The organism is Candidatus Tisiphia endosymbiont of Nedyus quadrimaculatus (assembly GCF_964059235.1).
In the GTDB taxonomy this organism is placed as follows: domain Bacteria; phylum Pseudomonadota; class Alphaproteobacteria; order Rickettsiales; family Rickettsiaceae; genus Tisiphia.
Genome location: NZ_OZ060452.1, coordinates 1358684 through 1384883, shown reverse-complemented (window position 1 = coordinate 1384883; position 26200 = coordinate 1358684). Strand labels below are relative to the sequence as shown.

Below are 26200 nucleotides of genomic sequence, written 5' to 3'. Positions count from 1 at the left end.
AATGTATTCCAATTCTTGAAACTAGGAAAGTAACCAAGTGTGTGAGTTTAAGTAAGTATAATAGTTTTTAAGGGTTGATGTTATTCTTAGCAACGGCAGGAATCTAAAAAAATAGCATAGATAATATTGTTATTTTAGATCCCGCACCGAAGCAGGGATGACACCGAGGTTACTTAAGTTAATAAAACTTGCACACTTGGTAAAGTATATATCTTTTAACATAAAATTAATATTTATTATAATGAAGTTTAATAAAATACCAAAATATTCAGAAAAATATTATAAATTAAGTGACTGTATTAGAGTTTTAGCAAGTGATAGCATAGAACATGCCAAGTCAGGGCATCCGGGTATGGTACTTGGTATGGCAGATGTGATGACAGTTTTAGTGTTTGATTTTCTTAAATTCAATCCTAATGATCCAACTTGGTTTGACCGTGATCGCCTAGTTCTATCAGCTGGGCATGGATCTATGTTGCTTTATAGTTTTTATTATTTAACAAATTATAAAAATTTTCACTTAGAAGATTTAAAACAATTTCGAAAATTACATTCAAAAACTCCTGGACATCCAGAATATGGGGCATATGAAGCTATTGAGGCTACTACAGGGCCTTTAGGTCAGGGATTTGCTACTTCAGTGGGTATGGCGATTGGTCAAAAAAAATATCAACAAAAATTGGGCAAAGATCTTAGTGATCATAAGATTTATTGTATAATTGGAGATGGATGCCTAATGGAAGGTATAAGCTACGAGGCTGCTTCTTTAGCTGGGCATTTATGCCTTAATAACCTAATAGTTTTATTTGATGATAATAAAATTTCCATCGATGGCCCTAGCAACCTTACCGTATCTGAAGACCATTTGCTTAAATTTGCTGCCATGGGTTGGATTACCGAATCTATTGATGGACATGATTTTGAGCAAATTAATGCCAGCTTAACTAGGGCAAAAAATTCTGATAAACCCTACTTCATTGCCTGTCGTACTTTAATTGCCAAAGGTTCTATTAACAAGGTAAATTCAAATGCAGCCCATGGTTCGCCCCTTGGCAAAGACGAAGTTAAACTGCTAAAAGAAAATTTAGGTTTTAAGGATGAAGAGTTTGACCTGCCAAAAGAATTACAAGACCTATGGGGCATCGCTTGGCTAAGAAATCAAGTGAGTTATAATAATTGGCAGGAAAACTTTGTTGATATAAGTCAAGAACAAAAAGCGTATTTTGCTAGACCTAATATCGATTGTTCTTTTCTTGATAATATCCCTATCCCGGTAAAAGATGAAGCAACTCGTAGTTCATCCGGTAGAATTGTAGAAGAATTAAGCAAACTATCTGATAAAATTATTTTTGGGTCAGCTGATTTATCATTATCCAATAATATCAAAAATAATCATAGTAAGGTAATCAGTAAAGATGATTTTAGCGGCAACTACATCCATTATGGTGTTCGTGAGAATGCTATGGGTTCTATCATGAACGGACTGTCATTATCAGGATTTTTGCCTGTAGGTGCTACTTTTCTAGTCTTTTCTGATTATATGAAGCCAAGTATGCGACTTTCTGCTATTATGCAACAACAAGTAATCTATATAATGACTCACGATTCAATCGGTGTAGGAGAAGACGGTCCTACTCACCAACCAGTTGAACATCTAGCAGCCCTCCGAAGCTTACCAAATATGATGGTACTACGCCCTGCAGACTATATAGAAACAGCCGAGTCTTGGCGAATTGCACTATCTAATAAACAAGGTCCTTCTGTTCTTGCTTTAACAAGACAAGCTGTTCCTCAAATTACTAAGATTCAAGATCAGGAAAATCAAATAGTTAGCCACATCAGTTCACAAAATTTATGCTCTAAAGGTGGGTATATATTGTCAGGTTTTATATCATTCCCGCGACTACATTCACTGTCATCCCTGCGAAGGCAGGTATCTAAAGAAAACCATGAAAGGTTATTAGACATTATGGATTCCCGCCTTCGCGGGAATGACATCGGGAACAGGGATGACAATGAGTGTAGTGACGAGGATGACATAAGCAATAGGGATGACGGTCAAACTATTACTATATTTGCCACAGGTTCTGAATTATCAATTGCTTTAAAAGTACAAGAGATGCTAACTAACCATGGTTTTAAATCTGAGGTCATATCAATATTATGTTTTGAGCTGTTTTTTAAACAAAAACCTAGCTATATCCAAAATATTTTATCTAGGGGTAACTTAAAAGTTGCTATAGAAGCTGCAAGTAGTTTCGGCTGGCATCGAATCATCGGAGAAAACGGGCTGTTCTTTGGAGTCGACCAATTTGGTCTATCTAGCTGTTCTGAAGATGTATACTCATATTTTGGTCTTACTCCTTCAAATATCCTAGAAAAGATTATGGCAAAAATTAAGGAAATGAAAGAGACTATTTTTATTAGCAATATGTAACAATTTCCTTTCAAACAGTAGCTGAATATACGCGAATTCGGGATAAGAATTAACTAATTCTTATCCCGAATTCATACATAATACCATTTCCCATTATTAACTACGATAATATACTCGATGAAAATCAACAATTGCGTTGTCGTTGTCCAAGACCTGCGGTACTCACGTACTAATGTACGCTGCACTCCTCGGCTTAGACACTCCTAGCACTTGTTGATTTTGATTCTATCGTCTACCAACTCTTCATTTACGAGCAGTATACTACAGTTGTAGTTACTACCCAGAGCTGTCATATATTCGGCCTCTAGTGCCATAATAGTTTTCGCATTCCACGCAATCCTTGGAGTTATCCACTCATTCTTACGGCTTCTAGAGCCTTGACATAAAATCTCGGACTTGTTTTTGGAATGCCCATTTATTATCTCCAATCACTTTCGCTTATATCGTACCTCTTAAATCCTATTTACTTACTTCTTCTTTTATATAGATAAAATACAGATAAATCTATATATACTGCTCGTAAATGAAGAGTTGGTAGACGAAGATCAAAATCAACAAGTGCTAGGAGTGTCTAAGCCGAGGAACACAGCGTACATTAGTACGTGAGTACCGCAGGTCTTGGACAACGACAACGCAATTGTTGATTTTCATCGAGTATACACCACCAACTATCAAGCATATGCACATTTTCTTGTAACACATACATACGCTATTCTAGCTAATTTGTTTGCTATTGCCACAGCAGCCTTATTAAAGCTCATCCTTCCCAACAATTTTTTTGCCCATAGCACTAAATGATCAGTGGGGTCCTTTTGTATTTTTGCTCTGATTGCAATAGACCTTGCTCCTTGTATCAGCATAGTTCTAACATATCTATCTCCTTTCTTAGTGATAGATCCAAGACTTGTTTTACCACCTGTGCTATTTTGCTTAGGCACTAATCCCAAACTTGCAGCAAAACTTCGACAATCATCATAATTTTCATAAGCTGCTATGCTTAGTATATTAGCATTAATTTCTCCAATACCTGGTATTGTTTTTAATAAAGTAGCTGTTTCAGATTCTTTATTTATTGCTATTAGCTGTTTATCTATTGCTGATTCTTGTATTAATAACGTAGCAATTTCTTCAGCTATTACCTTCATTTCCTTATACATTCTCTCTGAAATCACACCAGCATTTTTGGCATCTTCTACTATATTTAATGCCTCACGGGCAAATTTAGATTTACTCATTTTTATGTAATAACCAAATTCAAGTAAATCACTCATTAAACCATTACTATATTGTACTCTTTGTCTAATAATATGTTGCCGACGTTTATGTAACCAACTAATCTCTTGTTGTGATATATTTTTTATACGAACCGATTTTAACTCCGGATCTTTTCCTGCTCTTGCTATTGCCAAAGCATCATTTGTATCATTTTTTTGCCGAGTTTTTGCAAAAGCTTTTACATCACATGGTTTAAGTAATTTTACTGTAAAACCTGATTCCATAAACTTATTGCTCCAATAATGACAACTGCCACATGCTTCCATTACCAATAAACTATTCTTGGGAATGTTTGTTAAAATGTAGTCTTCAAATTCTTCTCTGTGTAATTTTTTAGCTAATATTTTTTCACCATCTTTATTTAATGCAACAATATGAAAAATTGTTTTTGCTAAATCAATGCCTAGTATGTTAATATCTTTCATGGTATGGACTCCTTTTTAATTATTAAATAGTATAATTATGTGACCGAATTATATTCGTGATCACGGTAGTAAGTAAAGTTTCTTTTACTTACTCGTCCATACCATCATTCTTAGCAACGGCGGGAATCTAAAAAAATAGCCTAAAAGACTATTAAACATTATTAGATCCCAGCGAAAGCTGGGATGACATCGTTTTGACATTAGTACTACACTGTAGTGCTAAATAGCGTAGTTAATAATGGGAAATGGTATTAAACATAAATCGGGAAATTATCTACTAATTTTTTAACTTGCTTGCGAGTTTCTTGCTCATAATCACTATTATCTTGCGTAGCTTTCAATCCATCTAATACGTTGCAAATCATCTCGCCAACTTCTATAAACTCCTTTTCTTTGAAACCTCTAGTGGTGCATGCTGGAGTACCAAGCCTAATACCAGAAGTAATGAACGGTGAAGTTGTATCAAATGGTATAGCATTTTTATTACAGGTTATGCCGGCTCTTTCAAGCGAATCTGCGGCCATCTTACCAGTTATACCATATTTTCGCAGGTCCACTAATACTATATGATTATCAGTGCCATTAGTTAAAATATCATAGCCTCTTGCCATTAAACTACTAGCAAGAGCTTTTGCATTACTCATAACCTGTTTTATATAAAGATGATAGTCTGGTTTTAAGGCTTCCAAAAATGCTACTGCTTTTGCTGCAACAATATGCATTAACGGTCCACCTTGCATGCCAGGAAATAAAGCAGAATTTATCTTTTTGCCCAATTCCTCATCGTTTGAAAGAATAATACCACCACGTGGACCACGCAGAGTTTTATGAGTAGTAGAGGTAACAGCATGAGCATAAGGTAAGGGACTTGGATGTTCCTCTGTAGCAACAAGTCCGGCAATATGAGCAATATCTGCTAGCAAATATGCCCCTACTCTATCAGCAATTTCCCTAAATTTGCTAAAATCTAATTGACGTGAGTAAGCAGAATAGCCAGCTATAATCAATTTAGGTTTATGCTGCACGGCCATTTGCTCTATTTGTGAATAATCAATTAAGAAAGTTTCTTTATTCACCAAATAGGACACAGAGTTAAACCATTTGCCAGACAAGTTAGGGGAAGCACCATGAGTCAAATGCCCCCCTGTATCTAGCGACATACCAAGTATGGTGTCATGTGGTTTTAATAGGGCTAAAAATACTGCCTGATTAGCCTGAGAGCCGGAATGAGGCTGAACGTTAGCATAGTTACAATTAAATAGTTTTTTCACTCGTTCTATTGCTAAAAGCTCAGCTTTATCAACCTCTTCACAACCATTATAATAGCGTTTTCCAAAATATCCTTCAGCATATTTATTGGTAAGAACTGACCCTTGTGCTTCTAATACTGCCGGGCTTACAAAATTTTCAGAAGCAATCAATTCGATAAAATCATGCTGACGCTTTTTTTCAGCATTAATAATTTGGTATATTTCATTATCTGTTTCAGATAATTTATTAGGACAAATACTCATTGGGCTAACTTACTATTTTAGTTGTAAAGTTATTTTTAACTTCAGGAGGAGGTATGTCATCCACTCACCCACTCGATGTCATTTGGGAATGGCATCGAGAGTACGGTAACATTATATCGAACTCATGCGAATTTGGGATAAGAATTAACTAATTCTTATCTCGAATTGGGGTGAACTCAGGTTACTTTAACGCTTTCAAGCCTTCTTCAAGACCTTTCGTAGAAAGTGGAAGATTTACTTGTTGACCAGCTGAATTCATTATCCCCACGATAGGATTAGCATCTTTTGATAAAATATCTTTAAGATCTTTATCTGATATTTCAGCAACAGCCTGACAAGAATCTTTTGTACAAGTAACGTACTTACCTGGAGCAACTAATTTTTGAGAACTAATAATTGACGTACCTGGAGCAACAGAAACATCAGTAGGAACTATTTGTATCATTTTTAAACTTTTTGCCTTACCACTACCCAAATAACCTACTTGATACACAGCTAACACTTGTTGTTTACCATCTTTATTGGTAGAGTTAATTGCTTGACTTAAATAACAGACCTGTCTTTTTTCAGCATCTGTGGTGCAGTTAACTACCCAATCTGAAAATTTTTGCCCCTCTTTAACCGCAGCATCAACTCTACTAGGATTACCAAGAAATAGTCCCAAACCCATTACAGCAAGACCAGCTGTAACAAACAATGATTTTTTAATACAGTTTGTCATAATTCTACTTATTTAATTATTTATATTATTAGTGGGCAATGACAGATTCGAATTGCCGCCCTTTCGTAAGCGAGGATGACGCCTAATTTCTCTTTTTCAGTCCTTAAAACCTAGTCCTTAAGATTTCTTCGCTTACTCGAATTTAAGGACTAGAGGATATCTGAATTTAATATATTTGTCAATCTGTTAAAATTAAGTCATCTATTTATAAACCTCAAGTATCGATGTAATAAATTAATAGTAGGCTCAAGTAATCATCGCCATTAGAGGTACATCCGAAGGGGCAGGGATTGACATTGCTTTTTATTTAAGATAACATTAAATGTAGCTAAAACCTTCTCAGGTTAGCTATAAGGTTTAAGCATAGAAAAGAATATGATAGATACTACTAAACCTAAAATTTGGGTACTGGCTGACAGCAGCGTAGGTAACGCCAATCAAGCCATAGCTCTAGCAGAAAAGATCAAGCTTGGTTACGAATTAAAACCCATTGAATATAATTTTTGGGGTAATTTGCCAAATTTCTTACTCCGATTAAGCCCTATCCATGTAAAAAAGGAACTATTACAATCGTGGGAATTTATTACAGACAGGCAAGGATTCCCAGACTTAATAATTTCTGCCGGGAGAAGAACTGCTTCTTTAGCAAGTTATTTAAAACATAAGTCTAATGGTAGAATAAAAATTGTTCAAATTATGCACCCTAACCTACCGTTCAAGCAATTTGATCTAATTATTTTACCACACCATGATAAAGTTAGTAAGGAAGAACTAAATGTGTACTCAAGTGATTTGAGTATATTGAGAATTACTGGGGGTCTGAACAATGTCCAAGCAAAAATACAGGATGGCGGTATTGAATTACGTAAAAATTATCCAAAACTTGGGAAATTTATCTCAGTAATTATCGGTGGTAATAGTAAAAATTATACTTTTACCGATGATAATGCTCGCCAAATTGCAACAATATTATCTAATCTTATACAAAAAAGCAAAGAATATAGCTTGTTTATTAGTTTTAGTAGACGCACCCCCAATTCAGCAAAAGAAATTATTAAAAACAATATATCTTCCTTTGCCATTATTTATGATCCAACAGAGGAAAACACTAAACCTAACCCTTATTTTGGTATGTTATCACAGGCAGATTACATAATTTCCACTGCTGATTCGATTTCAATGTGTAGTGAGGCAGCCTCCACTGGCAAGCCTCTTTACATATTTTGTCCTAATAATTTTAAATCACCTAAACATCTATCGTTTACACAAAAATTGGTAGAATTAGCAATAGCGAGAATATTAGACGAATCTGTAACTCAGCTTGAACAGTATAATTATCTCCCGCTTAATGAAGTAGAAAAAATTGCTAATATAATAGTCTCAAAAAATTGGATACGCTCATGATATTAATTGACTCTCATTGCCATTTAAACATGTTGAAAGAAGATTTATCAACAATAATAGCTCGGGCTAAGGATAATGGTGTTCAGTACATGCAGACTATCTGTACTACCCTTGAGGAATTACCGGCTATTTTAGAAATAGCCGTAAAATACGGCAATATATTTGCCTCATGTGGCGTACATCCTAATGAAGTCAAAGAAATCGCTATGTGCGAAACTATTGTGGATTATTCTAATCACCCTAAAATTATTGGTATTGGTGAAACTGGTCTTGATTATTATTACCAAACATCTGACAAAAATAAACAGATTGGTTCTTTTGGGCAACATATACAAGCATCTCAAAGTACCGGGTTACCAATTATAGTACATACAAGAGAAGCAGAAGAAGATACTATTGATATTTTAAGCAGTGAAATACAAAACGCACCATTTACCGGTCTTATTCATTGCTTTACATCCTCAAAACATTTGGCAAAGAAAATGCTTGACCTTGGTATGTATATATCGGTTGCTGGAATTGTAACTTTTAAAAATGCAGCTAGTTTACAGGATATAGTACGTTATATTCCACTAGATAGATTATTAATTGAAACAGATTCTCCTTACCTAGCCCCCGTTCCAATGCGTGGAAAGCAAAATGAGCCAGCCTTTGTTAAATATGTAGCAGAAAAAATAGCTGAAATAAAGGAAACAAACCTAGAAACAATAGCAAGTGCCACTTCCAAAAATTTTATGTCTTTATTTACTAAAACACATCTTATGTATTCAACTACTGTTTGAAAGGAAATTGTCACATATACTACTCGTAAATGAAGAGTTGATAGACGAAGATCAAAATTATGAAGTGCTAGGAGTCGAAGGGTCGAGGAGCGGAGCGTACATTTAGTACGTGAGCACCGAAGATCCCTGAAGACGACAACGCAATTCTTGATTTTCATCGAGTATATTGCTAATAAAAATAATATATCTTTAAATCAGATTTATTTACATAATAGACTAATGCATATGATGCTGCTAATAGTTAATAATCAACTTTAATTAATGAGTTAGATATGTTTATCACCTTATTAAACTTCAATTCGATGTAAGACATCGGTTTAATAGCCTAGGGTGTCCCCTGCCCCTTCGGATGTCACCCCTAATGGCGATGATTACTTGAGCCTATTATTAATTTATTACATAGATACTTGAGGTTAATATATATACCCATACCGCTAACAATTATTGATAATTTGTCTCATTTTACTGTTTTATAAATTTTTTTCATAAAACACTTAGTGCTAGAGATTTATAATATATATTACCATTAGTTGTTGCAATTATAAGGTAATATGTATACTCAAAACTTACAGCAGAATCAAGTGATTCAAAATTTAATCATAAAATCTAGTGCAGACAATAGCGTAGTTATTTCAGGTTATGCTAGTGTTTATAATATTTCTGATCAGCATAATGACTTAATTGTTAAAGGAGCTTTTGCCTCAGCTAATCATTCGCATATCAAGTTTCTTTGGCAACATGATTGGCAAAAACCAATAGGTGTAATTAAGTCTTTGATAGAGGATGATTACGGCTTAAAAGTTGAAGCTGTAATTAATAATAAAATTGAAAAAGGCAAAGAGGCTATAGAACTTGTCCGTCAAGGGGCAGTTGATAGTCTTTCCATCGGTTTTAATATAAAAATAGCAAACTACAATAACTTAAACCAAAGAATTATCACTGAAGCTGAATTAATTGAGGTTAGTATAGTAACTTTCCCAGCCAATTATCAGGCTAAGATTTCACATATCACAAAACAAATATATTCAAATGATACAATTTTAATGGAGAATAACATGGATACAGAATTAATGACCAAACAAAACAGTAATGAGATGAAAATCAATGAGTTACAGGAGAAAATATATAATCTAGAAAATTTTCTATCTCGTCCAGAAATAGGGGGGATGCAAGATATTGAGTATAAAACAGCTTTTGATAGTTATATTCGTAAAGGTAGCCAAAGTGAATTAATCCAAAAATCCTTAAATAGTGGGGAGCAGGAAGGTGGGGTATTATTAGTACCAACTTTATATAATAGTATAATCACTGAGATTAACGCTAGATCACCTATGAGGCAATTAGCATCAATTGAAATAATTTCTAGTAATGCCCTTGATATAGTAATTGAAGATGGCAATTTTGCTAGTGGTTGGGTTGGCGATCTAGAGGCAAGAGATGAAACAACTGCTTCTAAGTTAAAGCAACAGAGAATTTTTGTACATGAGCTTTACGCTCAGCCAAAAGCCAGCCAAACTTTGATAGATGATTCAGCTATTAGGATAGAGAACTGGCTGATAGAGCGTTTAAGAGATAGTTTTGTAAAAGCCGAAAATGATGCATTTATTAATGGAGATGGTAAGAAGAGACCACAGGGTATTTTATCTGGATATCATGATAAAATAGAACATTTTGATATGGGTGAGCAAGTTACCGCAGAAAAATTACTGGATTTTATCAATTTACTTGATGAAGAATATTTGGCAAATGCTAGTTTTTTAATGAACCGTACTACCTTGTCATTCATTCAAAAACTGCAAGATAATAATGGTCGTTTTATTTGGCAGCAGTCGCTCTCGGACTCTTTAAAGCAAACAATTTTTGGAGTGCCTGTGGTTTGTTGTTCTGAGATGCCCGTGATAAGGAAAGATAATATTGCAATTGCCATAGGTGATTTTAAATCAGCATATAAAATTATAGATCGTGGTGGTATTAATATCATGAGAGACCCTTATACCGATAAGCCATTTGTAAAATTTTATGCAGTAAAAAGAGTAGGAGGCGATGTAGTAAATCAGAGCGCTATTAAATTGGCGATATTTAGCTGAATCAGAAATAAAACGTCTATTAGCGAGAAGATGCTTGCACCGACGAAGCAATCCAAAAAACCTAGATAGGCAAAATATGAAACAACCTACAGTCTATATTATGACAAACAAAAAGAATGGTACTCATATATGTAGGCGTTACTTCAAATTTGGTTAAAAGAGTTTATGATCATAAGAATTCTATGATCAAAGGTTTTACTTCACGGTATAATTGTATACTATTAGTCTTTTATGAAATCTTAGATACAATGACTGCTGCTATTGTTAGAGAAAAACAAATTAAAGCTGGAAGCAGAGCTAAAAAGTTACAATTAATTGAGATAATGAATCCAGGATGGCATGACTTATATGAAGATATTGTTTAACTCGATAATCAAGTTTTTCCTTAACCGTCATTGCGAGAAGTCGCGAAAAAGCGGCGACGTGGCAATCCAAGATACGCGAAGCGTAGTAGAAAAAACAGCTTCGCTGTTTACCTAGATCGCCACGGCATCTAAAGAGCCTTGCTATGACGATTATAAAAAAATGTAGGGTATTATAGCAATGCTTATTCGGGGATGACATCCTTTTTTACTAGGTATTATATGCATAAAAAAAATATATTTAAGGTTATTGAATTAATTCCTCAGACTATTTGGACTTTGGTAGAAGTTAAAAACTATATGAGGATAGAAGGTAATTATGATGATGATTTAATTAATAGTTTAATAGATGCGGCAATTATGGTCGCTGAGAATTTTACTAAACTTACGATAATAACAAGGAGGATAGAATTTGTTTGCAATATTAAAAATCAGCAAAATTTTCAGTTAAAATATCAACCGATAAAGGAGCTAGTAAAAATTACTCTAACAAGTAGTGATGGATCAGCGATTGAGTTGCAATCTAGGCAATATTACCTAGATATGGCTAGATCATTATTATGCTTAAATAAAAAATTAGAAAATTGCCAACTAATGATTGAATATTTTGCTGGTTATGATAGAATTAATATCCCAGCATCAATAAGACATGGCATATTAATGCATATAGCAGAAATGTATGACAGAGAAAGGCAAAATGCTACTTCTTTGTCAACGGAAGTTAAGAATTTGTATTTAGCATATAGACAATTAAAAATATAGTTAAAAATGAAAAAATCAGTAGCACGCAGTCTGCAGCATCAGGTAAAAATTTTAGAAAACTTTTCTACAAGTGAAATAGAGCAAGAAAAATGGCAAGAGAAATTATCTGTTTATGCTGAAATAAAACCTATTTGTGATAATCGATTTACATCGATAGAACCTGTGAATTTTGGTCATATTATGACGGAAGGGTTTTATCTGTTTAAAATAAGATTTATCAAAGGCATTACCACCAAGATGCGTATATCATTTAGAGATAGGCAATTTGAGATTAAGCGGATTATTAACGTGGCAGAACAAAGTAAATTCTTGAATATCATAGGGTTAGAGATATATGTCTGTTAATTTTATTCATGATTTTCACATGACAATATATAAATTATTATCTAGTGACCAAGATATTAGACTTAGCGTTGACCGAATTTATATATCGGTAGTTCAGGATGCAAAATATCCGTTCTTACTAATAAATATTTTGAAAGTTGAAAATATATCAAGATTAGAGCAAAATATTTACGAGGTAGAATTTGAGATAAGTGCTTTTGCTAGGGATAAAAACCAAGGCCTGTTGACTTTACTTGCTGAAAAAATTACTAATAAATTAACAGCTAATGCATGTATTCTTCAAGATTATATTGTTGCTAGTATGAAAGCATGTAATATAAATTTTCAGCGTAGTTCTGACCTTATAACTACTAAGCTTACGATAGATTATAAAGCTTTATTGAAGGGGAATAGTTGATGAAAATCAACTATTCCATATACTCAAAGATCAGAAAATGATAGAGTTAATAATATTGAAGGAAAAGGGAGTAATTGATATGGAAAAATATTTAGACCCAACAAATGATAGTTTGTTTAAGAAAATCTTCCGTGATAAGGAGAATTTAAAAGAATTTCTTAATAGTGTTCTTGATTTATCTGAAATGTACAGAATTAAGGAAATTGAATTTATTCCAGTAGAAGAATTAGCGGGGATTCATAAGGGTAGGAGAAGTGTATTTGATTTAAAAGTTAAAGATGAATCAGGAAACTGGTACATTATCGAAATGCAGAAAAGAAATGAAACCGATTATTTAAAAAGAGTACAATATTATTCTGCCCATTCATATGTTGGGCAACTTATAGAAGGTTTAACTCACTTGGATTTATTGCCAGTAATAGTGATTTCATTGGTAAAAACTAGAATATTTGACAAAGAAGTGCCTTATATAAGTATTCATAAAAATGTTGAGACTACTACTAATAAACAATATTTATTTGACCTCTCTTATATATTTATAGAGCTTGGAAAATTTAAAAAAACACAATTAACGAGTGTTGCTGATGAGTGGTTACATCTATTCAAATGTGCAACACAAGAGACAGAACCACCTAAAGATATTAAGAGCAGTAAGGTATTAGATGCTTACCATATGATTGAACGGTATAAGCTTACCCCAGCAGAATACGACTTATATATTAGAACCAAATTGCAGGAAGATGCAGAAGAAATTGCTCTAGAAGAAAATTTTAATAAAGGTAAAGCTGAAGAAAAAATAGCAATGGCAAAAAAAATGCTAGCTGATAATGAGCCGATAGAAAAAATAGTTAAATATACAGAACTATCCATAGAAGAAATAGAAAAGCTAAAGAAATAAGCTTTGTATACTCAAATGATTTGGAGAAATTAAATGATTAATCTTGAACAAGAAGATTTTTTATTATTGAAATCTATCTTAAAAAAATATCCGTATACATTTCAAGCATATGGCTCTCGCAGTAAAGGTAGCAATAGGAAATTTTCTGATCTTGACCTCTGCATTATGGAGCTAATAAGTGATGAAGAATTACTTAACTTGCAAGAGGAATTAGCAGAATCTGATTTGCCAATTAAAGTAGATGTTAAAAGATGGCTTGTTGATATGAATGAGGATTTTAGGTCGCTGATAGAAAAAGATCTGATACCATTTCCTATTATTAACTACGCTAATACTACAGTTGTAGTTACTACCCAAAGCTGTCATTCTTAGCAACGGCGGGAATCTAAAAAAATAGCCTAAAAGACTATTAAACATTATTAGATCTCAGCTTTCGCTGGGATGACATCGTTTTGACATTAGTACTACAACTGTAGCACTAAATAGCGTAGTTAATAATGGGAAATGGTATGACACATTTACAGGAGAAATTATGAATTTTCATGATATACGTATGCCAAAATTTATTGAAACTTTTGCTGTTGGCAGACCAGAATTTGCTACTTCTTGTGCTATGACATTATCGGGCAGAGAAGTGAGAAATTTAGATAGAGAATATGCTAAACAAAAATATTTGATTAAAAATTGTCGTCTGAGTAGTCTCGAATTTGAACAGTTTAGTTCTTTCTTTAGAGCGAGAAGAGGAGGGAATTTTGCCTTTCGTTTTAGAGATAATGTTGATTATCAAGTATCAAGGCAAATTATTGGCAAAGGTGATGGGGAATTAACTCAATTCCAACTGGTTAAACTATATGAAGACCCAATTTTGCCCTATGCTAGGACAATTAGTAAACCGGTATTTGGTAGTGGAGAATTCTATGTTAATGATATCAATACAGAAATTCAAGTTGATTATAATACTGGAGTAGTAACCTTGCCAAAACCATTAGATAAAGATCAAATTTTGACAGGTAATTTTATTTTTGATGTAGCTGTGCGATTTGCTAGTGATAGTTTTGAATATTTTTATTCTTCTGACGGGTCAATAGAATTATCTCCCATAGAATTATTGGAGGTTATATGACAGTAGCTTTAGCAGAAAATATTGATAATCCCATAGCTGAATTACAGGGGTTTACTTATTGTTTCCATATAAAACTACAAGATAGTCTTGATCTGTATCTTACCGAGTCTGATAGATCATTATCAATTGATAATGTAATATTTGTTCCGAATTCTGGAGTGACTTTAAAGGAAGGAGGATTTAATGATTCTGCCCAGAATTACATTATCTTAGAAGGAGTTTTTGAGAATGAGGGAGTAAAGCAACATCATGATTTAGCACAAGCTATGGTCAAGATATATGTTTGTTTTGCTAACTCTTGTAGGCATTTTGTTACTTATCGCTGCATCACTTATACCAAAAGAGATTTGGATTTTACTTTACGTTTAGAGCCAAATATAGATGTATATAATCAGTCGTTACTGCAATCTTTTAGTAAGAATTGTCGTGCTAATTTTGGTGATTTGAAATGCAAAATAGATAAAACAGTTTATAGTCAGATATATAATATTAAGGAAATGTTTGGTAGAACTATGGTTATCTCAAACCTTGATAAAGAAAATGGTTATTTCAATTACGGGGATGCTAGTTTAGCTGATGGTCAGGGTAATGCTCAGTTTTATAGTAAAATCCTTAATCATTCTGAGAATTTAATTACATTGGATAAAACAATTCCCGATAATATGAAGCATAATAAAATTGTTTTACTTACTGTAGGTTGTGATAAAAAATTTATAACTTGTTGCAATAAGTTCAACAATGCAGTAAATTTCAGAGGAGAGCCATTGATTCCTGATGATAACTTTATCAAAGTGATTTAGGTAAGGCAGGCTAGATGTCCATAATACCCTACTTTTTTCTATAATCGTCATCGCGAGGCATCTTTAGATGCCGTGGCGATCTAGTGAGGTAAGGCGTAATACTGCATAAAGATTGCCATGTCGCTGCTGTCGCAGCTCCTCGCAATGACGATTGTGGGGTCTGTAGGTGCGATTACACAAAAAATGTAGGGTACTATGGTAATGGTACTTACAGAACCAAAAACGATGTCATTCCTGCGAAAGCAGGAATCCAAAAAATAACCTGTAAAGGCTATTGGATATTATGGATTCCGCTACCTGCACGGGAATGACATAAAGGGAAGCAGGGATGAACGAAGTAGGGACATATACGATTCAGTATAGTTAATGGCAATTACTAGAAGCTTTACCCATCCCTACTGTAGTGTTATAGCCACAATCTACATAATGTATTTCACCAGTAACTCCTTCTGCTAAGTTACTCAGCAAGTATAATGTAGCCCCTGCAACATCACGCTGAGAAGTGTTTCTGCGTAACGGCGATGCAGCTTCATGGAGAGCTAACATAGTTTTGAAATCATTAATACCACTAGATGCTAGAGTTTTTATAGGACCAGCTGATATGGCATTTACTCGGATGTTATTTGATCCCATATCAGTTGCAAGATATTTTACACTAGATTCTAACGCAGCTTTAGCAGGCCCCATGACATTATAATTACGGACTACTTTTTGTGAACCATAATAAGTTAGGGTAAGGATACTGCCACCATCTTGCATCAAAGGTTCTGCACGTTTTGCCAAGGCAATTAGAGAATAACATGATATATTCATGGTATTAAGAAAGTTAGACAATGAGGTATCTATGTATCTGCCTTGTAATTCATTCCTATCAGAAAAAGCAATAGAATGAACCAAGAAATCGAGTTTGCCCCACTTCTGCTCAATAATTTTAAACAAATTATCAAGTGATTCTGCATCTGTTACATCACACGGAACAACGAAATCACACTTAATTTCTTCAGCAAGTGGTATAACGCGTTTTGCAAGCACTTCTCCTTGATAGGTAAAGGCTAAGTTTGCACCATGTTCTTTGGCCATTTGAGCAATAGCCCAAGATATTGATAAATTATTAGCGACACCTGTAATTAATCCCTTCTTACCATCAAGCAAACCAGTGACTTTAACTTGCATATATATTCTTTTATTTTTATTAAAACCTTGCCCAAACAATAGCATGATGTATATTTTTGTAAACAACTTTTATCAAAATAACATTATATGTTCTCATCCAAAATATTCACCCTGATTTCAGGTATGATTAGTGGTTTAGTTTTTGCTCCAATTTTCTTTATACCTGGATTATTTGCCTTGGCACTGCTATGTTATCAAGTACAAATTGCTAATAGCTGGAAAGAAGCTTCTATATTAGGTTTTATATTTGGCTATGGGCATTTTTTAGTCAGTATATACTGGATTAGTATAGGGGTTACTGTTTATATTGATGAATTTTGGTGGGCAGTGCCACTGGCATTATTTGGTCTACCAATTATTTTGGCTTGTTTCATTGCTACAATCTGTGGTTTCGGATTCCTAGCCAAGAATCATCATTTTTATCAGTTTATTTTTTGCCTTTATTGGGTATTTTTTGAATGGGTAAGATCATGGATATTTACCGGGTTACCATGGAATTTGCTTGGATATGCTTTTTCATTTTCTGATATTCTAATTCAGTCTTCTAGTATCATAGGAATATATGGTTTAAGTTTTATTGTAATATATATATCAACTAGTTTTTATCATATCTTTACTAAACAATATAATCTATTAAAAATATTATTAGCAAATTCATTGGTAATAATCGTTCTAATAACTTCCTACGGTTTATTAAAGCTACATAACAATCCTACCAGCTTCTCAAATATAAAAGTCCGACTAGTTCAGCCAAGTATTCCACAAATTGCTAAGTGGGACGTTGAAGAATTTTGGAAAAATTTTAATCTTCATATCGCATTGTCTAAAGAGCCGGGCAACGTAGACCTAATTATATGGTCGGAAGCTGCTATGGTAGCACCGCATGATTACCAACCAATCAAAATAAAAATATTAAAGATGCTGGAAAGTAAAAAGGCAATTTTAATTACTGGTGGTATAACAAATAATGGTAAGAACGGGGAGGATTTTGAAATTTATACGAGTTTATACGCTTTAACAGAAGTGGGAAATAAATTATTTGAGTATCATAAATCTCATTTAGTACCATTTGGTGAGTATATGCCTCTCAAATGGCTATTCCCATTTAAGAAACTAACCCCTGGGTTGTTAGATTATACCGCAGGAGATGGACAGATCGTTAGTCTTGATAAACCTAATATAACCATAAAACCACTTATTTGCTATGAATCAATTTTTCCAAATTTTGTTCGAACGAGTAATAAACTCTCAGATGTGATCATTAATGTCACTAACGATGCATGGTATGGAAACTCCACTGGTCCATACCAACATTTACAGATCAGTCGTATGCGTAGTGTAGAAAACGGTCTTCCTATGCTTAGAGCGGCTAATAATGGTATATCGGCTGTAATAGATCCCGTAGGCAGAATTATTCAACAACGTAGCATCAATGAAGTAGGTTATATAGATAACTTACTTCCCGACAAGCTAAAATTTGAAACTTTATACTCACAATTTGGAGATATATGTGCCTTGTTAGCAATAATAACTATCCTTATTAGTTACATTTTAATAAAAAATCTTATCAATATCAATAAAAAATTACTTGATTAAGTTAGAATACTATACTATCATTAGTTGTAATAGATAGGGAAATATTAAATTATTATAACAATGAATAAATCTAATGAATCAAAAGAAAGAATAAATATAATTGTAGGTATGCGTTTAAAAAAGCGTCGTATAATGCTCGGCATAAGCCAACAAGAATTGAGTGAAGCTATTAATTGTCAATAAGCGTTGAAAAATGACCCACATAAGTCTAGAACTATTGTTTTTTTTTCATACGATAACTTTCATTTCCCGTTTCAATGATATCACAATTATGACAAACTCTATCAAGTAGCGCTGAAGTCATTTTATTACAACCAAATATTTGTGACCATTCTGAGAATATAAGATTAGTAGTAATAATAATTGAAGTGTTGGAATGTATTTTAGATAATAGATGAAAGATAAGTTGACCGCCATTCTTAGAAAATGGTAGATAACCAAGCTCATCTAGGACTAGTACATCTATTTTTTGCAAGGAAGCTGCTAGTTTTCCTACCTGAGCAGAGTTCTTTTCATATTCTAATTGATTAGCAAGATCTACAAGATTAAAAAATCTTGATTTATAACCTTTTCGTACTGCTTTTGTACTTAATGCAATAGCTAGGTGAGTTTTACCGCTACCAGTACCACCAACTAGGATTATATTTCTAGATGTTTTAATAAACTCGCAACTATATAGATGCATAATTTGTTCTTGGTTTATTGGGGTATCGATAAATATGAAATTATCTATATCTTTTTTCTCAGGAAACTTTGCTGCGCTAATCCTACTTTGAATAGACCTAAGAGTTCGTGTTGTTAGTTCAGATTTTAATAAATTATGTAAAATATAATTCGAGGCTTCTTTACGCCTTATGGCATCAGATATAATTTCATCATAAGACTCAAGCATCCCTGTAAATTTTAGCTTTCTCATAACATTTATAATATCTTCTCTAGTAGATTCTTGATATACATTGTTCATTACTTACCTCCTAACTTGAGAAAATTATCGTATATCTCACAATTAGCTTTCGGGATATGTTTTAAAGTATGATATTCTTGGTAATTACTTGGCTCTGTTACTTTTAACTCATCTTTATTACGTAATATAATATTTAAAATTACCTCCTTACTAACAGTTCCTATTTTTAGTGCTTGGGTGCATGCTGATACTACTGCTTCTATGGATTCCATTGCTATATACGATAATATATGAGCAAAATCTCTTGTACCTGCTGGGCTGCTCTCAAGACGTCTTCTAACTTCTATGAGCTCTTCTGGTAAATTCATATTAAGGAATGGTTCACCATTTCTTAATGCTCCGGGTTTATACCTTAATATTGGCAGATAATGATTGACGTCATAACAAGTTTCTCCCTTAGTAAATTTCCGTTTATGACGACCTACCTCTTGACCATTATAAATAAATACTAGATGTTCAGCATATATCTTACATTGTACTATTTTCCCAGCACAACTACAGTGAACGCTATAATTATTGCTTTCATATCTAGCCAAACAAGTAATAGAAACCTTGATATCTATTTCTTTGCAACCGTTAAATAATACAGGCACGGATACTAAAAAATTACGTTCTAGTTGATATGCTTCATCTATAGTCTTATCTTTATATTCGGGGTGTTTATGAGAGCTATTATAAGTAACTAATCTGCTGGTTAATATATCGTTTAATTCTTGCAAGGTTAAAGCTTTTGGCATAGGAGTAAAGAACTGTTCCCGGTCAATCTGTACTTGTCGCTCAACCCTACCTTTTTCATTACCTCGAGCTGGAGAACATGCTATCGGTTCAATGAGATAATGTGCGCAGAGCTTTTCAAACTTTGGATTCCATTCTCTATTATTAGAGCCTTTTAAAACCTTACTGACAGCAGTCTTCATATTATCATAAATCCCTTTAGTTGGACTACCACCAAAAAAAGTAAAGGCTCTAACATGTGCATCAAATACCATCTCTTGAGCTTCAGTAGGATAAATATAGATAAATTTTTTACGGCTATAACACAAAACAAAGTGAGCTACTTTAACATTTATTATTTCTCCAGCTAATATTACTTGCTCACTACTCCAGTCAAATTGGTAAGCTTCCCCAGGAGCAAAGGATAAAGGTACGCAAGCTTTTATATTAATCTCAAAATTTCTATCATTCCAAGTGTTAATATAACGACTAACAGCAGAGTAACTGCCTTGATACCCATAAATCTTTAACTCCTCAAATAAAGCTTTCCCTGTTTTTTTAGGCTTTGAATTCTTATTATCCCGCAACATCCTCTCAAGACTCTCAATATATTTCCCGAGTTTAGGTATAGGTTGAATTATTCGTATATAATCAGATTTAATCTCTCCTTGCGTACGAATGATACTTCTAACTGTATTACGTGATATATTTAATTCTCTACTTATTGAACGTATACCTTCTCCACGACGATAACGTCCTAATATCTTTCTCTTACTTTCCATTATTAACATCTCTGATTTTATACTCCTATTATTTATTCTGAAAATAATAGAAGTATAGGTTGATAATAATGGATTAATAACGTACTACTTTTCCCACTTCTTAGGTGGGTCATTTTTCAACGCACATTAACCCATTTAGTGGGTCATTATTGCACGCTTTTTAACAAATGACATCTTCTCGGCTTCTTTTCATGACTTTTAAACTGTCCTGAATTATATAACTCAATAAAAACTTGATTATCGAGTAAAAGATAAATTTTATAAATTAATATCAGTTTGCAACTTAATTTTGTTTTTATAATCTTTCTCAAAACATTTTGCCATAAAATATGCTAATATTGCAAAGAACATAAGATATATGATTGGGAATAATTGAAAATTTAGGTATCTCATTAATATTAAACAGACAGAATTAGCTGTACCAGACATCAACATTGACCCAATATTATGACCAAGACTTACTGCACGATAACGATCATTTACAGCAAAAGCTTTTGTCATGATACCATGAGAAAGAGCATTGAAAGGAGCAACAAAACATGCTAGCATTAAACAAGAACCCAAAGCTAAATTAACCATCTGATAGTTAACAGATATAATAAATAATAGACTAGATACAATAGTACCAAATAAGCTAAACTTAAATACTAGCATTTGACTAAGCCGATCTGCTAACAAGCCAGCAATAGGCATAGGAATGGCAAAACATATGATTATTAAAACTGAAAATGTGCTAATAATGAAACTAGTCTGCGGTAGGATCAAAGACAAATATTGTTTCATAAATATAATAGATATTTGATAAGTTGCACCAAATCCACCAGCAAGAAACACTGCCATCAAAATAACTCGCCACTGTTTCTTAATTAAAATAGCCAAGCTTTGCGTCTTCGCTTTACTGTCTTGATTCTTTTTAAATTCAGGTGTTTCATCAAGTTTTTGGCGAAAATATAAAACGATTAAAGCTAAAGGTAAACTAAGTAAAAAAGGAATACGCCAACTCCAATCTGGAAAAATATGGGCATTAAAAAAATTGGTTGCCCCATTCCCTAGTAATAAACCTACAACCCCAGTACAACGAGTTATTGCTGAAGCTGTATATCGGTATTTCTCCCCTAAATGTTCGATAACATAAATAGCCGCTCCATCATATTCTCCACCTATAAAAAAACCTTGCATAAAGCGACACAAAGCTAAAATTATTGCACCCCACACACCAATAGACGAGTATTCTGGCAAACAACCTATAACCAGCGTAGGCACTACAATACCTATGATGGTTATACTTAATGCAACTTTACGCCCATACAAGTCTCCGATACGACCAAAAATCAGTGATCCCATAGGTTTTGATAAATATGCTATCGCATAAATAGCAAAAACATTTATTAGAGTAGTTAGATAATCAGTATTTGGAAAGAATTTTGCTGCCATAATACCAGCAGACAAACCATACAAACCATAATCATAATATTCAACTATTGTACCTAGAAATGCTCCGACAATTTTATTTCTTGTTTTTTTTTTCACTATATATTGCTCATAATTTAGTACTTAAGAGCCTTCAGTTAACAATTTATTTCTGACTGAAGGTGCTAAGCTAATATTAAGATCTTTTAAAGCTTTTTCATCAATATAATCAGGAGCATTCATCAATAAATCTTCTGCTTGCTGATTTAGTGGAAAAGCTATTACCTCTCTAACATTAGTTGAATCAGTTAATAACATAACCATCCTATCTATTCCAGGGGCTATCCCGCCATGTGGAGGGGCTCCAAATTTAAAAGCCCTGATCATACCACCAAATTTTTTATCAACAACTTCCAGGGAGTATCCAGCAATCTCAAAAGCTTTATACATTATTTCCGGTTTATGATTTCTAATTGCTCCGCTAGATAATTCGATACCATTACAAACAATATCATATTGATAAGCTTTAATGGCTAGTAGATCATTTACTGTTTTGGCTGATTCTAGTACCTCCATACCACCTTGTGGCATCGAAAATGGGTTATGGCTAAAATCTATTTTTTTGGTTTGTTCATTTAATTCATAAAATGGGAAATCTGTTATCCAACAAAACTCAAAACAATCTTTTTTAAGTAAATCTAATTCTTCCCCTAATTTAGTTCGTAGCTTGCCAGCAAGTTTAGATGCTTTATCAACTTTATCACTAGAGAAGAAGACAGCATCGCCATTTTGTAGATTCGCTAAAGACTTTAAATTCAATAATTGCTCATCTGTTAGAAATTTAACAATAGGTCCTTTAGCTTTTCCATCTTCTAGGAACTGGATGTAACCAAGCCCACTTGCCCCCTCAGAAGTCGCAAATTCTGCCATTTTGTCAAAGAAGCTTCTAGGTAAAGCAGAAGCTTTAGGAGCTGGCACGGCTCTAACAACAGAACCATTTTTTATATTTTCTTTAAAAATAGCAAAGTTAGAATCTCTAAATAATTCTGTAACATCTGCAATGATCAGTGGATTCCTAAGATCCGGCTTATCAGAACCATATTTTAGCATCGCTTGTTCATATGGAATTTGTACAAAAGGTGTATTTGATACTTTTTTATCAGAAAATTTGCTGAATATCTCATACATTACCGGCTCAATGGTATTAAATACCTCTTCCTGCGTGACAAAAGACATCTCCACATCCAATTGATAGAATTCGCCTGGTGACCTATCAGCCCTAGCATCTTCATCTCTAAAACAAGGGGCTATTTGAAAATAACGATCAAATCCTGACACCATCAGTAATTGTTTAAATTGCTGAGGAGCTTGCGGCAGTGCATAAAATTTACCAGGGTGCAATCTGCTTGGAACTAAGAAGTCCCTAGCTCCTTCTGGTGAACTAGCCGTTAGAATCGGTGTTTGAAACTCCGTAAACCCTTTTTGCGTCATCAGATGGCGCACGTGAGCAATAACTTGCGATCTTAGTATAATGTTATTATGTAATTTCTCACGTCTAAGATCTAGGAAACGATATTTTAACCTAGTTTCTTCGGGAGCGAGTTGATCAGAATGAACCATCAAAGGCAGTGCTTCTGCATTAGATTCAACTATAAACTCACTTGCCAATATTTCAATTTTACCAGTCATTAACGAGTCGTTTATTGTTTCATCACTCCTTGCTACCACTCTACCTACAACAGTTATAACTGATTCATACCTTAACCGACTAGCATCATCCATTAAACTTGGATTTTGATCAGTAAACACCAACTGGCTTATACCAAAATGATCTCTAAGATCAATAAAGACTAAATTACCGTGGTCTCGTCTCCTATGTACCCAACCGGATAATTTTACCCTTTGCCCAGCATCCTTTAATCGCAATTCATTACAATTATGCGTCCTATATTTATGCATTTTACTCAATATATTTATTTTGCTTGTATAGATATATAAAAAATATCCATATTAGGCAATAGCAATTATTTTTTTACATGAATTCAATATAAATTCTAGCATATCATAAAAATTAACTACACTAATACCATTTATGAAATAATTTTATAAAGGTTGAAAAGAAACTTTGTGTTTTGTACCTAAATAATTAAGTTGTTTGGTTGAAGAAGTTCTAATACAAACATTATCTGGTATTTCTCCAAGAAACCTAGAAGGAGAGGATCTTATTATTTCATAAAACATAAAACGACTTTCTGCATAAGTAATATACAGGTCTTTCTTAGCTCTAGTAATACCAACATAGGCAATTCTCCTCTCTTCTTCTAGACCTTTTTCGCCCTCTTTTAGTGATCGCTGATGTGGAAACACCCCCTCTTCCCAACCTGGTAGAAAAACTAAATCAAATTCAAGACCTTTAGCAGCATGGAGGGTCATAATGCTAACAGAACCACCAAAATTTGATTCTAATTCCTCATTTTCCATTACTAAACTAGAATGTTCTATAAAATCTTGAATATTATCGAATTCCGCGATTGCTCTAAGCATTTCGTTAATATTTTCAATTCTACCAGTTGCTTCATCTGTTTTTTCTTCTTGTAGCATCTCAAGATAACCTGATTCTTCTAGTAAAGATTTAGTGACATTAATAGCTGGGTCATTTCTATATCGTAAACTCCAATTATCGATATTACTAATAAATTTGTTTAGACTATCTTTGACTTTATTTTTAAAAGTTTCTGCTTGTAACATCTGACGAATGGCAGGAATAATAGGTATATTATGTTCAACCGCATGATCTTTTATTTGCTTTAATGTGGTATTACCAATTGCTCTCCTTGGAACATTTATTATGCGTTCAAGAGCAAGATTGTCACTATGATTTAAAGTGATACGTATATAGGCAAGTAAGTCACGTATCTCCATTCGTTCATAAAACTTAAGACCACCGATAATTTTGTATGGTAATGCATTACTAATAAACACTTCTTCAAATGCTCTAGTTTGGAAACCTGCTCTAACTAATATCGCAACTAATCCTGCATTATACTTTCCCTCTGTAACTAACTTACTAATTTCAGATACAACGAATCTTGCTTCTTCTTTATCATTCCAACAAGATATAATTTTAATTTTTTCTCCATCATTTTTATCAGTCCATAATGTTTTACCGTGACGATTCTTATTATGGTCAATTACACTTGATGCAGCTAATAAGATTTTTGAGCTAGATCTATAATTTTGTTCTAATTTTATTACTGTAGCATTTGGAAAATCCTTTTCAAAACGTAATATATTACCGACTTCTGCACCCCGCCAACTATATATAGATTGATCATCATCACCAACACAGCAGATATTTTTTGAGCTACTTGCCAGCATCCTCGCCCAAAGATACTGAACAGCATTAGTGTCTTGATACTCATCAATCAGAATATATTTATATTGTTCCTGATAATACTTTAATATTATAGGGTTTTTTATAAACAATTCATTATTGTAAAGTAGTAAATCCCCGAAATCTACTACATTAGATGCTAGTAAATTTTGCTGATATTCGTCATAGACAAATTTAGCCACTTTATGAATTGGTAGCTTAATATCAGATTCAGAAAGTTTATACGGCAATAATCCCTGATCTTTCCAACACGAAATAATAATATGTAAAAGTTTGGGGACATATTTTTTGGGATCTATATTTTTCTGCTTAACTATATCTTTAACCAATTTAAGCTGATCATCAGGGCTAATAATAGTAAACCTACTATTCAAGCTAAAATTCAAATGTTCTGCTTGCTGACGCAAAATTTTTGCCGCTATAGAATGAAATGTACCTATATTTAGCCCATAACAATCAATCATCTTGTTGATTCGATCTTGCATTTCTCTAGCAGCTTTATTAGTAAAAGTAACTGCTAGAATATTTTGAGGTAGAATTAACCCTTGCTGGATTATGTTGGCTATTCTAGTCGTTAACACTTTAGTTTTGCCAGTCCCTGCTCCAGCAAGCACAAGAATAGGACCATGTACATGTGACACTGCTAACAATTGTTGAGGGTTTAATGAGTTTAGGAAACTTTGTTGTGTCATGATCTAGTACTACAGTTGTAGATTAGTGGAGTTATATCAGATAGTTTGATATTTTGTTTATACCCCAATTCGGGATAAGAATTAGTTAATTCTTATCCCGAATTGGCTTTAATATAAGGAAAAATGCATTCTTAAAGCGGTTT

The 26200-nt window shown here is 33.5% G+C and carries 23 protein-coding genes; 14 read left to right on the top strand and 9 right to left on the bottom strand.

The genetic code is table 11. The features are described from left to right. Positions 1-241 precede the first annotated feature (241 nt). Complete coding sequence (locus AB3211_RS06660; RefSeq protein WP_367364054.1) at positions 242-2437, top strand: transketolase family protein; 2196 nt, start codon at positions 242-244, stop codon at positions 2435-2437. 671 nt (positions 2438-3108) lie between these two features. On the opposite strand, the gene AB3211_RS06655 is transcribed toward AB3211_RS06660, so the two are convergent. From AB3211_RS06655 to AB3211_RS06645, 3 genes are all read right to left on the bottom strand, one after another. Beyond that, a complete protein-coding gene (locus AB3211_RS06655) occupies positions 3109-4137 on the bottom strand; it encodes an IS110 family transposase (protein WP_367363657.1) in 1029 nt (342 codons plus the stop codon). Positions 4138-4388: 251 nt separating this feature from the next. Then, positions 4389-5651 carry a serine hydroxymethyltransferase gene (gene glyA / locus AB3211_RS06650; protein ID WP_367364053.1) on the bottom strand — a complete coding sequence of 421 codons (1263 nt, stop codon included), beginning with the start codon at positions 5649-5651 and terminating at the stop codon, positions 4389-4391. Positions 5652-5832: 181 nt separating this feature from the next. Further along, positions 5833-6372 carry an invasion associated locus B family protein gene (locus AB3211_RS06645; RefSeq protein WP_341758368.1) on the bottom strand — a complete coding sequence of 180 codons (540 nt, stop codon included), beginning with the start codon at positions 6370-6372 and terminating at the stop codon, positions 5833-5835. Between the two features lie 375 nt (positions 6373-6747). Between AB3211_RS06645 and AB3211_RS06640 the strand changes: the two genes are divergently transcribed. The 11 genes from AB3211_RS06640 to AB3211_RS06590 all read left to right on the top strand — a co-directional run bounded on the left by AB3211_RS06640 (position 6748) and on the right by AB3211_RS06590 (position 15332). Further along, on the top strand, positions 6748-7776 hold the full coding sequence (locus AB3211_RS06640) for a mitochondrial fission ELM1 family protein (protein WP_367364052.1): 1029 nt from the start codon (positions 6748-6750) through the stop codon (positions 7774-7776). Next, the gene (locus tag AB3211_RS06635) at positions 7773-8558 is read left to right on the top strand and encodes a TatD family hydrolase (RefSeq protein ID WP_410521590.1); all 786 of its coding nucleotides are present in this window, start codon (positions 7773-7775) and stop codon (positions 8556-8558) included. Before AB3211_RS06640 ends, AB3211_RS06635 begins: the two co-directional genes overlap by 4 nt. A gap of 551 nt (positions 8559-9109) precedes the next feature. After that, the gene (locus AB3211_RS06630; protein WP_367364051.1) at positions 9110-10645 is read left to right on the top strand and encodes a phage major capsid protein; all 1536 of its coding nucleotides are present in this window, start codon (positions 9110-9112) and stop codon (positions 10643-10645) included. 116 nt (positions 10646-10761) lie between these two features. Continuing rightward, positions 10762-11010 (top strand): GIY-YIG nuclease family protein, encoded by a 249-nt coding sequence (locus tag AB3211_RS06625; RefSeq protein WP_367364050.1) that lies wholly within the window; start codon positions 10762-10764, stop codon positions 11008-11010. Between the two features lie 219 nt (positions 11011-11229). After that, positions 11230-11769, top strand: a complete 540-nt coding sequence (locus AB3211_RS06620; protein WP_367364049.1) for a head-tail connector protein — start codon at positions 11230-11232, stop codon at positions 11767-11769. Positions 11770-11775: 6 nt separating this feature from the next. Beyond that, on the top strand, positions 11776-12114 hold the full coding sequence (locus AB3211_RS06615; RefSeq protein WP_341754754.1) for a phage head closure protein: 339 nt from the start codon (positions 11776-11778) through the stop codon (positions 12112-12114). Next, positions 12104-12511, top strand: a complete 408-nt coding sequence (locus tag AB3211_RS06610) for a hypothetical protein (protein ID WP_367364048.1) — start codon at positions 12104-12106, stop codon at positions 12509-12511. Before AB3211_RS06615 ends, AB3211_RS06610 begins: the two co-directional genes overlap by 11 nt. Before the next feature lie 37 nt (positions 12512-12548). Beyond that, positions 12549-13409 (top strand): Rpn family recombination-promoting nuclease/putative transposase, encoded by an 861-nt coding sequence (locus tag AB3211_RS06605; protein ID WP_367364047.1) that lies wholly within the window; start codon positions 12549-12551, stop codon positions 13407-13409. Positions 13410-13442: 33 nt separating this feature from the next. Next, positions 13443-13781 carry a nucleotidyltransferase domain-containing protein gene (locus AB3211_RS06600; RefSeq protein WP_367364046.1) on the top strand — a complete coding sequence of 113 codons (339 nt, stop codon included), beginning with the start codon at positions 13443-13445 and terminating at the stop codon, positions 13779-13781. Between the two features lie 160 nt (positions 13782-13941). Continuing rightward, complete coding sequence (locus AB3211_RS06595; RefSeq protein WP_367364045.1) at positions 13942-14532, top strand: TIGR02217 family protein; 591 nt, start codon at positions 13942-13944, stop codon at positions 14530-14532. Next, on the top strand, positions 14529-15332 hold the full coding sequence (locus tag AB3211_RS06590; protein ID WP_367364044.1) for a DUF2163 domain-containing protein: 804 nt from the start codon (positions 14529-14531) through the stop codon (positions 15330-15332). The genes AB3211_RS06595 and AB3211_RS06590 overlap by 4 nt, the downstream gene beginning before the upstream one ends. A 363-nt stretch (positions 15333-15695) precedes the next feature. Here the strand turns inward: AB3211_RS06590 and AB3211_RS06585 are convergent, their stop codons facing one another. After that, positions 15696-16505 carry an enoyl-ACP reductase gene (locus AB3211_RS06585; RefSeq protein WP_367364043.1) on the bottom strand — a complete coding sequence of 270 codons (810 nt, stop codon included), beginning with the start codon at positions 16503-16505 and terminating at the stop codon, positions 15696-15698. Between the two features lie 87 nt (positions 16506-16592). Between AB3211_RS06585 and lnt the strand changes: the two genes are divergently transcribed. Beyond that, positions 16593-18101: an apolipoprotein N-acyltransferase gene (lnt, locus tag AB3211_RS06580; RefSeq protein WP_367364042.1), complete on the top strand. Its 1509-nt coding sequence runs from the start codon at positions 16593-16595 to the stop codon at positions 18099-18101. Positions 18102-18161: 60 nt separating this feature from the next. Beyond that, positions 18162-18284 (top strand): hypothetical protein, encoded by a 123-nt coding sequence (locus tag AB3211_RS06575; RefSeq protein ID WP_367364041.1) that lies wholly within the window; start codon positions 18162-18164, stop codon positions 18282-18284. Positions 18285-18315: 31 nt separating this feature from the next. On the opposite strand, the gene istB is transcribed toward AB3211_RS06575, so the two are convergent. The 5 genes from istB to AB3211_RS06550 form a co-directional block, all read right to left on the bottom strand. Beyond that, complete coding sequence (gene istB / locus AB3211_RS06570) at positions 18316-19065, bottom strand: IS21-like element helper ATPase IstB (protein WP_367363705.1); 750 nt, start codon at positions 19063-19065, stop codon at positions 18316-18318. Then, positions 19065-20561 carry an IS21 family transposase gene (istA, locus tag AB3211_RS06565; RefSeq protein WP_367363704.1) on the bottom strand — a complete coding sequence of 499 codons (1497 nt, stop codon included), beginning with the start codon at positions 20559-20561 and terminating at the stop codon, positions 19065-19067. The genes istB and istA overlap by 1 nt, the downstream gene beginning before the upstream one ends. Positions 20562-20819: 258 nt before the next feature. Beyond that, entirely contained in the window at positions 20820-22094 is a 1275-nt protein-coding gene (locus AB3211_RS06560; protein WP_367364835.1) for an MFS transporter, read from the bottom strand. A gap of 21 nt (positions 22095-22115) precedes the next feature. Continuing rightward, on the bottom strand, positions 22116-23930 hold the full coding sequence (gene aspS, locus AB3211_RS06555; RefSeq protein ID WP_367364040.1) for an aspartate--tRNA ligase: 1815 nt from the start codon (positions 23928-23930) through the stop codon (positions 22116-22118). A 144-nt stretch (positions 23931-24074) separates the two neighbouring features. Beyond that, positions 24075-26057, bottom strand: coding sequence for a UvrD-helicase domain-containing protein (locus AB3211_RS06550; protein WP_367364039.1), 1983 nt, complete (start codon positions 26055-26057; stop codon positions 24075-24077). Positions 26058-26200 lie beyond the last annotated feature (143 nt).

Coding starts and splice junctions, on each gene's coding strand:
- AB3211_RS06660 (WP_367364054.1), top strand. CDS start 242: ATGAAGTTTAATAAAATACCAAAATATTCAGAAAAATATTATAAATTA.
- AB3211_RS06655 (WP_367363657.1), bottom strand. CDS start 4,137: ATGAAAGATATTAACATACTAGGCATTGATTTAGCAAAAACAATTTTT.
- glyA (WP_367364053.1), bottom strand. CDS start 5,651: ATGAGTATTTGTCCTAATAAATTATCTGAAACAGATAATGAAATATAC.
- AB3211_RS06645 (WP_341758368.1), bottom strand. CDS start 6,372: ATGACAAACTGTATTAAAAAATCATTGTTTGTTACAGCTGGTCTTGCT.
- AB3211_RS06640 (WP_367364052.1), top strand. CDS start 6,748: ATGATAGATACTACTAAACCTAAAATTTGGGTACTGGCTGACAGCAGC.
- AB3211_RS06635 (WP_410521590.1), top strand. CDS start 7,773: ATGATATTAATTGACTCTCATTGCCATTTAAACATGTTGAAAGAAGAT.
- AB3211_RS06630 (WP_367364051.1), top strand. CDS start 9,110: ATGTATACTCAAAACTTACAGCAGAATCAAGTGATTCAAAATTTAATC.
- AB3211_RS06625 (WP_367364050.1), top strand. CDS start 10,762: ATGGTACTCATATATGTAGGCGTTACTTCAAATTTGGTTAAAAGAGTT.
- AB3211_RS06620 (WP_367364049.1), top strand. CDS start 11,230: ATGCATAAAAAAAATATATTTAAGGTTATTGAATTAATTCCTCAGACT.
- AB3211_RS06615 (WP_341754754.1), top strand. CDS start 11,776: ATGAAAAAATCAGTAGCACGCAGTCTGCAGCATCAGGTAAAAATTTTA.
- AB3211_RS06610 (WP_367364048.1), top strand. CDS start 12,104: ATGTCTGTTAATTTTATTCATGATTTTCACATGACAATATATAAATTA.
- AB3211_RS06605 (WP_367364047.1), top strand. CDS start 12,549: ATGATAGAGTTAATAATATTGAAGGAAAAGGGAGTAATTGATATGGAA.
- AB3211_RS06600 (WP_367364046.1), top strand. CDS start 13,443: ATGATTAATCTTGAACAAGAAGATTTTTTATTATTGAAATCTATCTTA.
- AB3211_RS06595 (WP_367364045.1), top strand. CDS start 13,942: ATGAATTTTCATGATATACGTATGCCAAAATTTATTGAAACTTTTGCT.
- AB3211_RS06590 (WP_367364044.1), top strand. CDS start 14,529: ATGACAGTAGCTTTAGCAGAAAATATTGATAATCCCATAGCTGAATTA.
- AB3211_RS06585 (WP_367364043.1), bottom strand. CDS start 16,505: ATGCAAGTTAAAGTCACTGGTTTGCTTGATGGTAAGAAGGGATTAATT.
- lnt (WP_367364042.1), top strand. CDS start 16,593: ATGTTCTCATCCAAAATATTCACCCTGATTTCAGGTATGATTAGTGGT.
- AB3211_RS06575 (WP_367364041.1), top strand. CDS start 18,162: ATGAATAAATCTAATGAATCAAAAGAAAGAATAAATATAATTGTAGGT.
- istB (WP_367363705.1), bottom strand. CDS start 19,065: ATGAACAATGTATATCAAGAATCTACTAGAGAAGATATTATAAATGTT.
- istA (WP_367363704.1), bottom strand. CDS start 20,561: ATGGAAAGTAAGAGAAAGATATTAGGACGTTATCGTCGTGGAGAAGGT.
- aspS (WP_367364040.1), bottom strand. CDS start 23,930: ATGCATAAATATAGGACGCATAATTGTAATGAATTGCGATTAAAGGAT.
- AB3211_RS06550 (WP_367364039.1), bottom strand. CDS start 26,057: ATGACACAACAAAGTTTCCTAAACTCATTAAACCCTCAACAATTGTTA.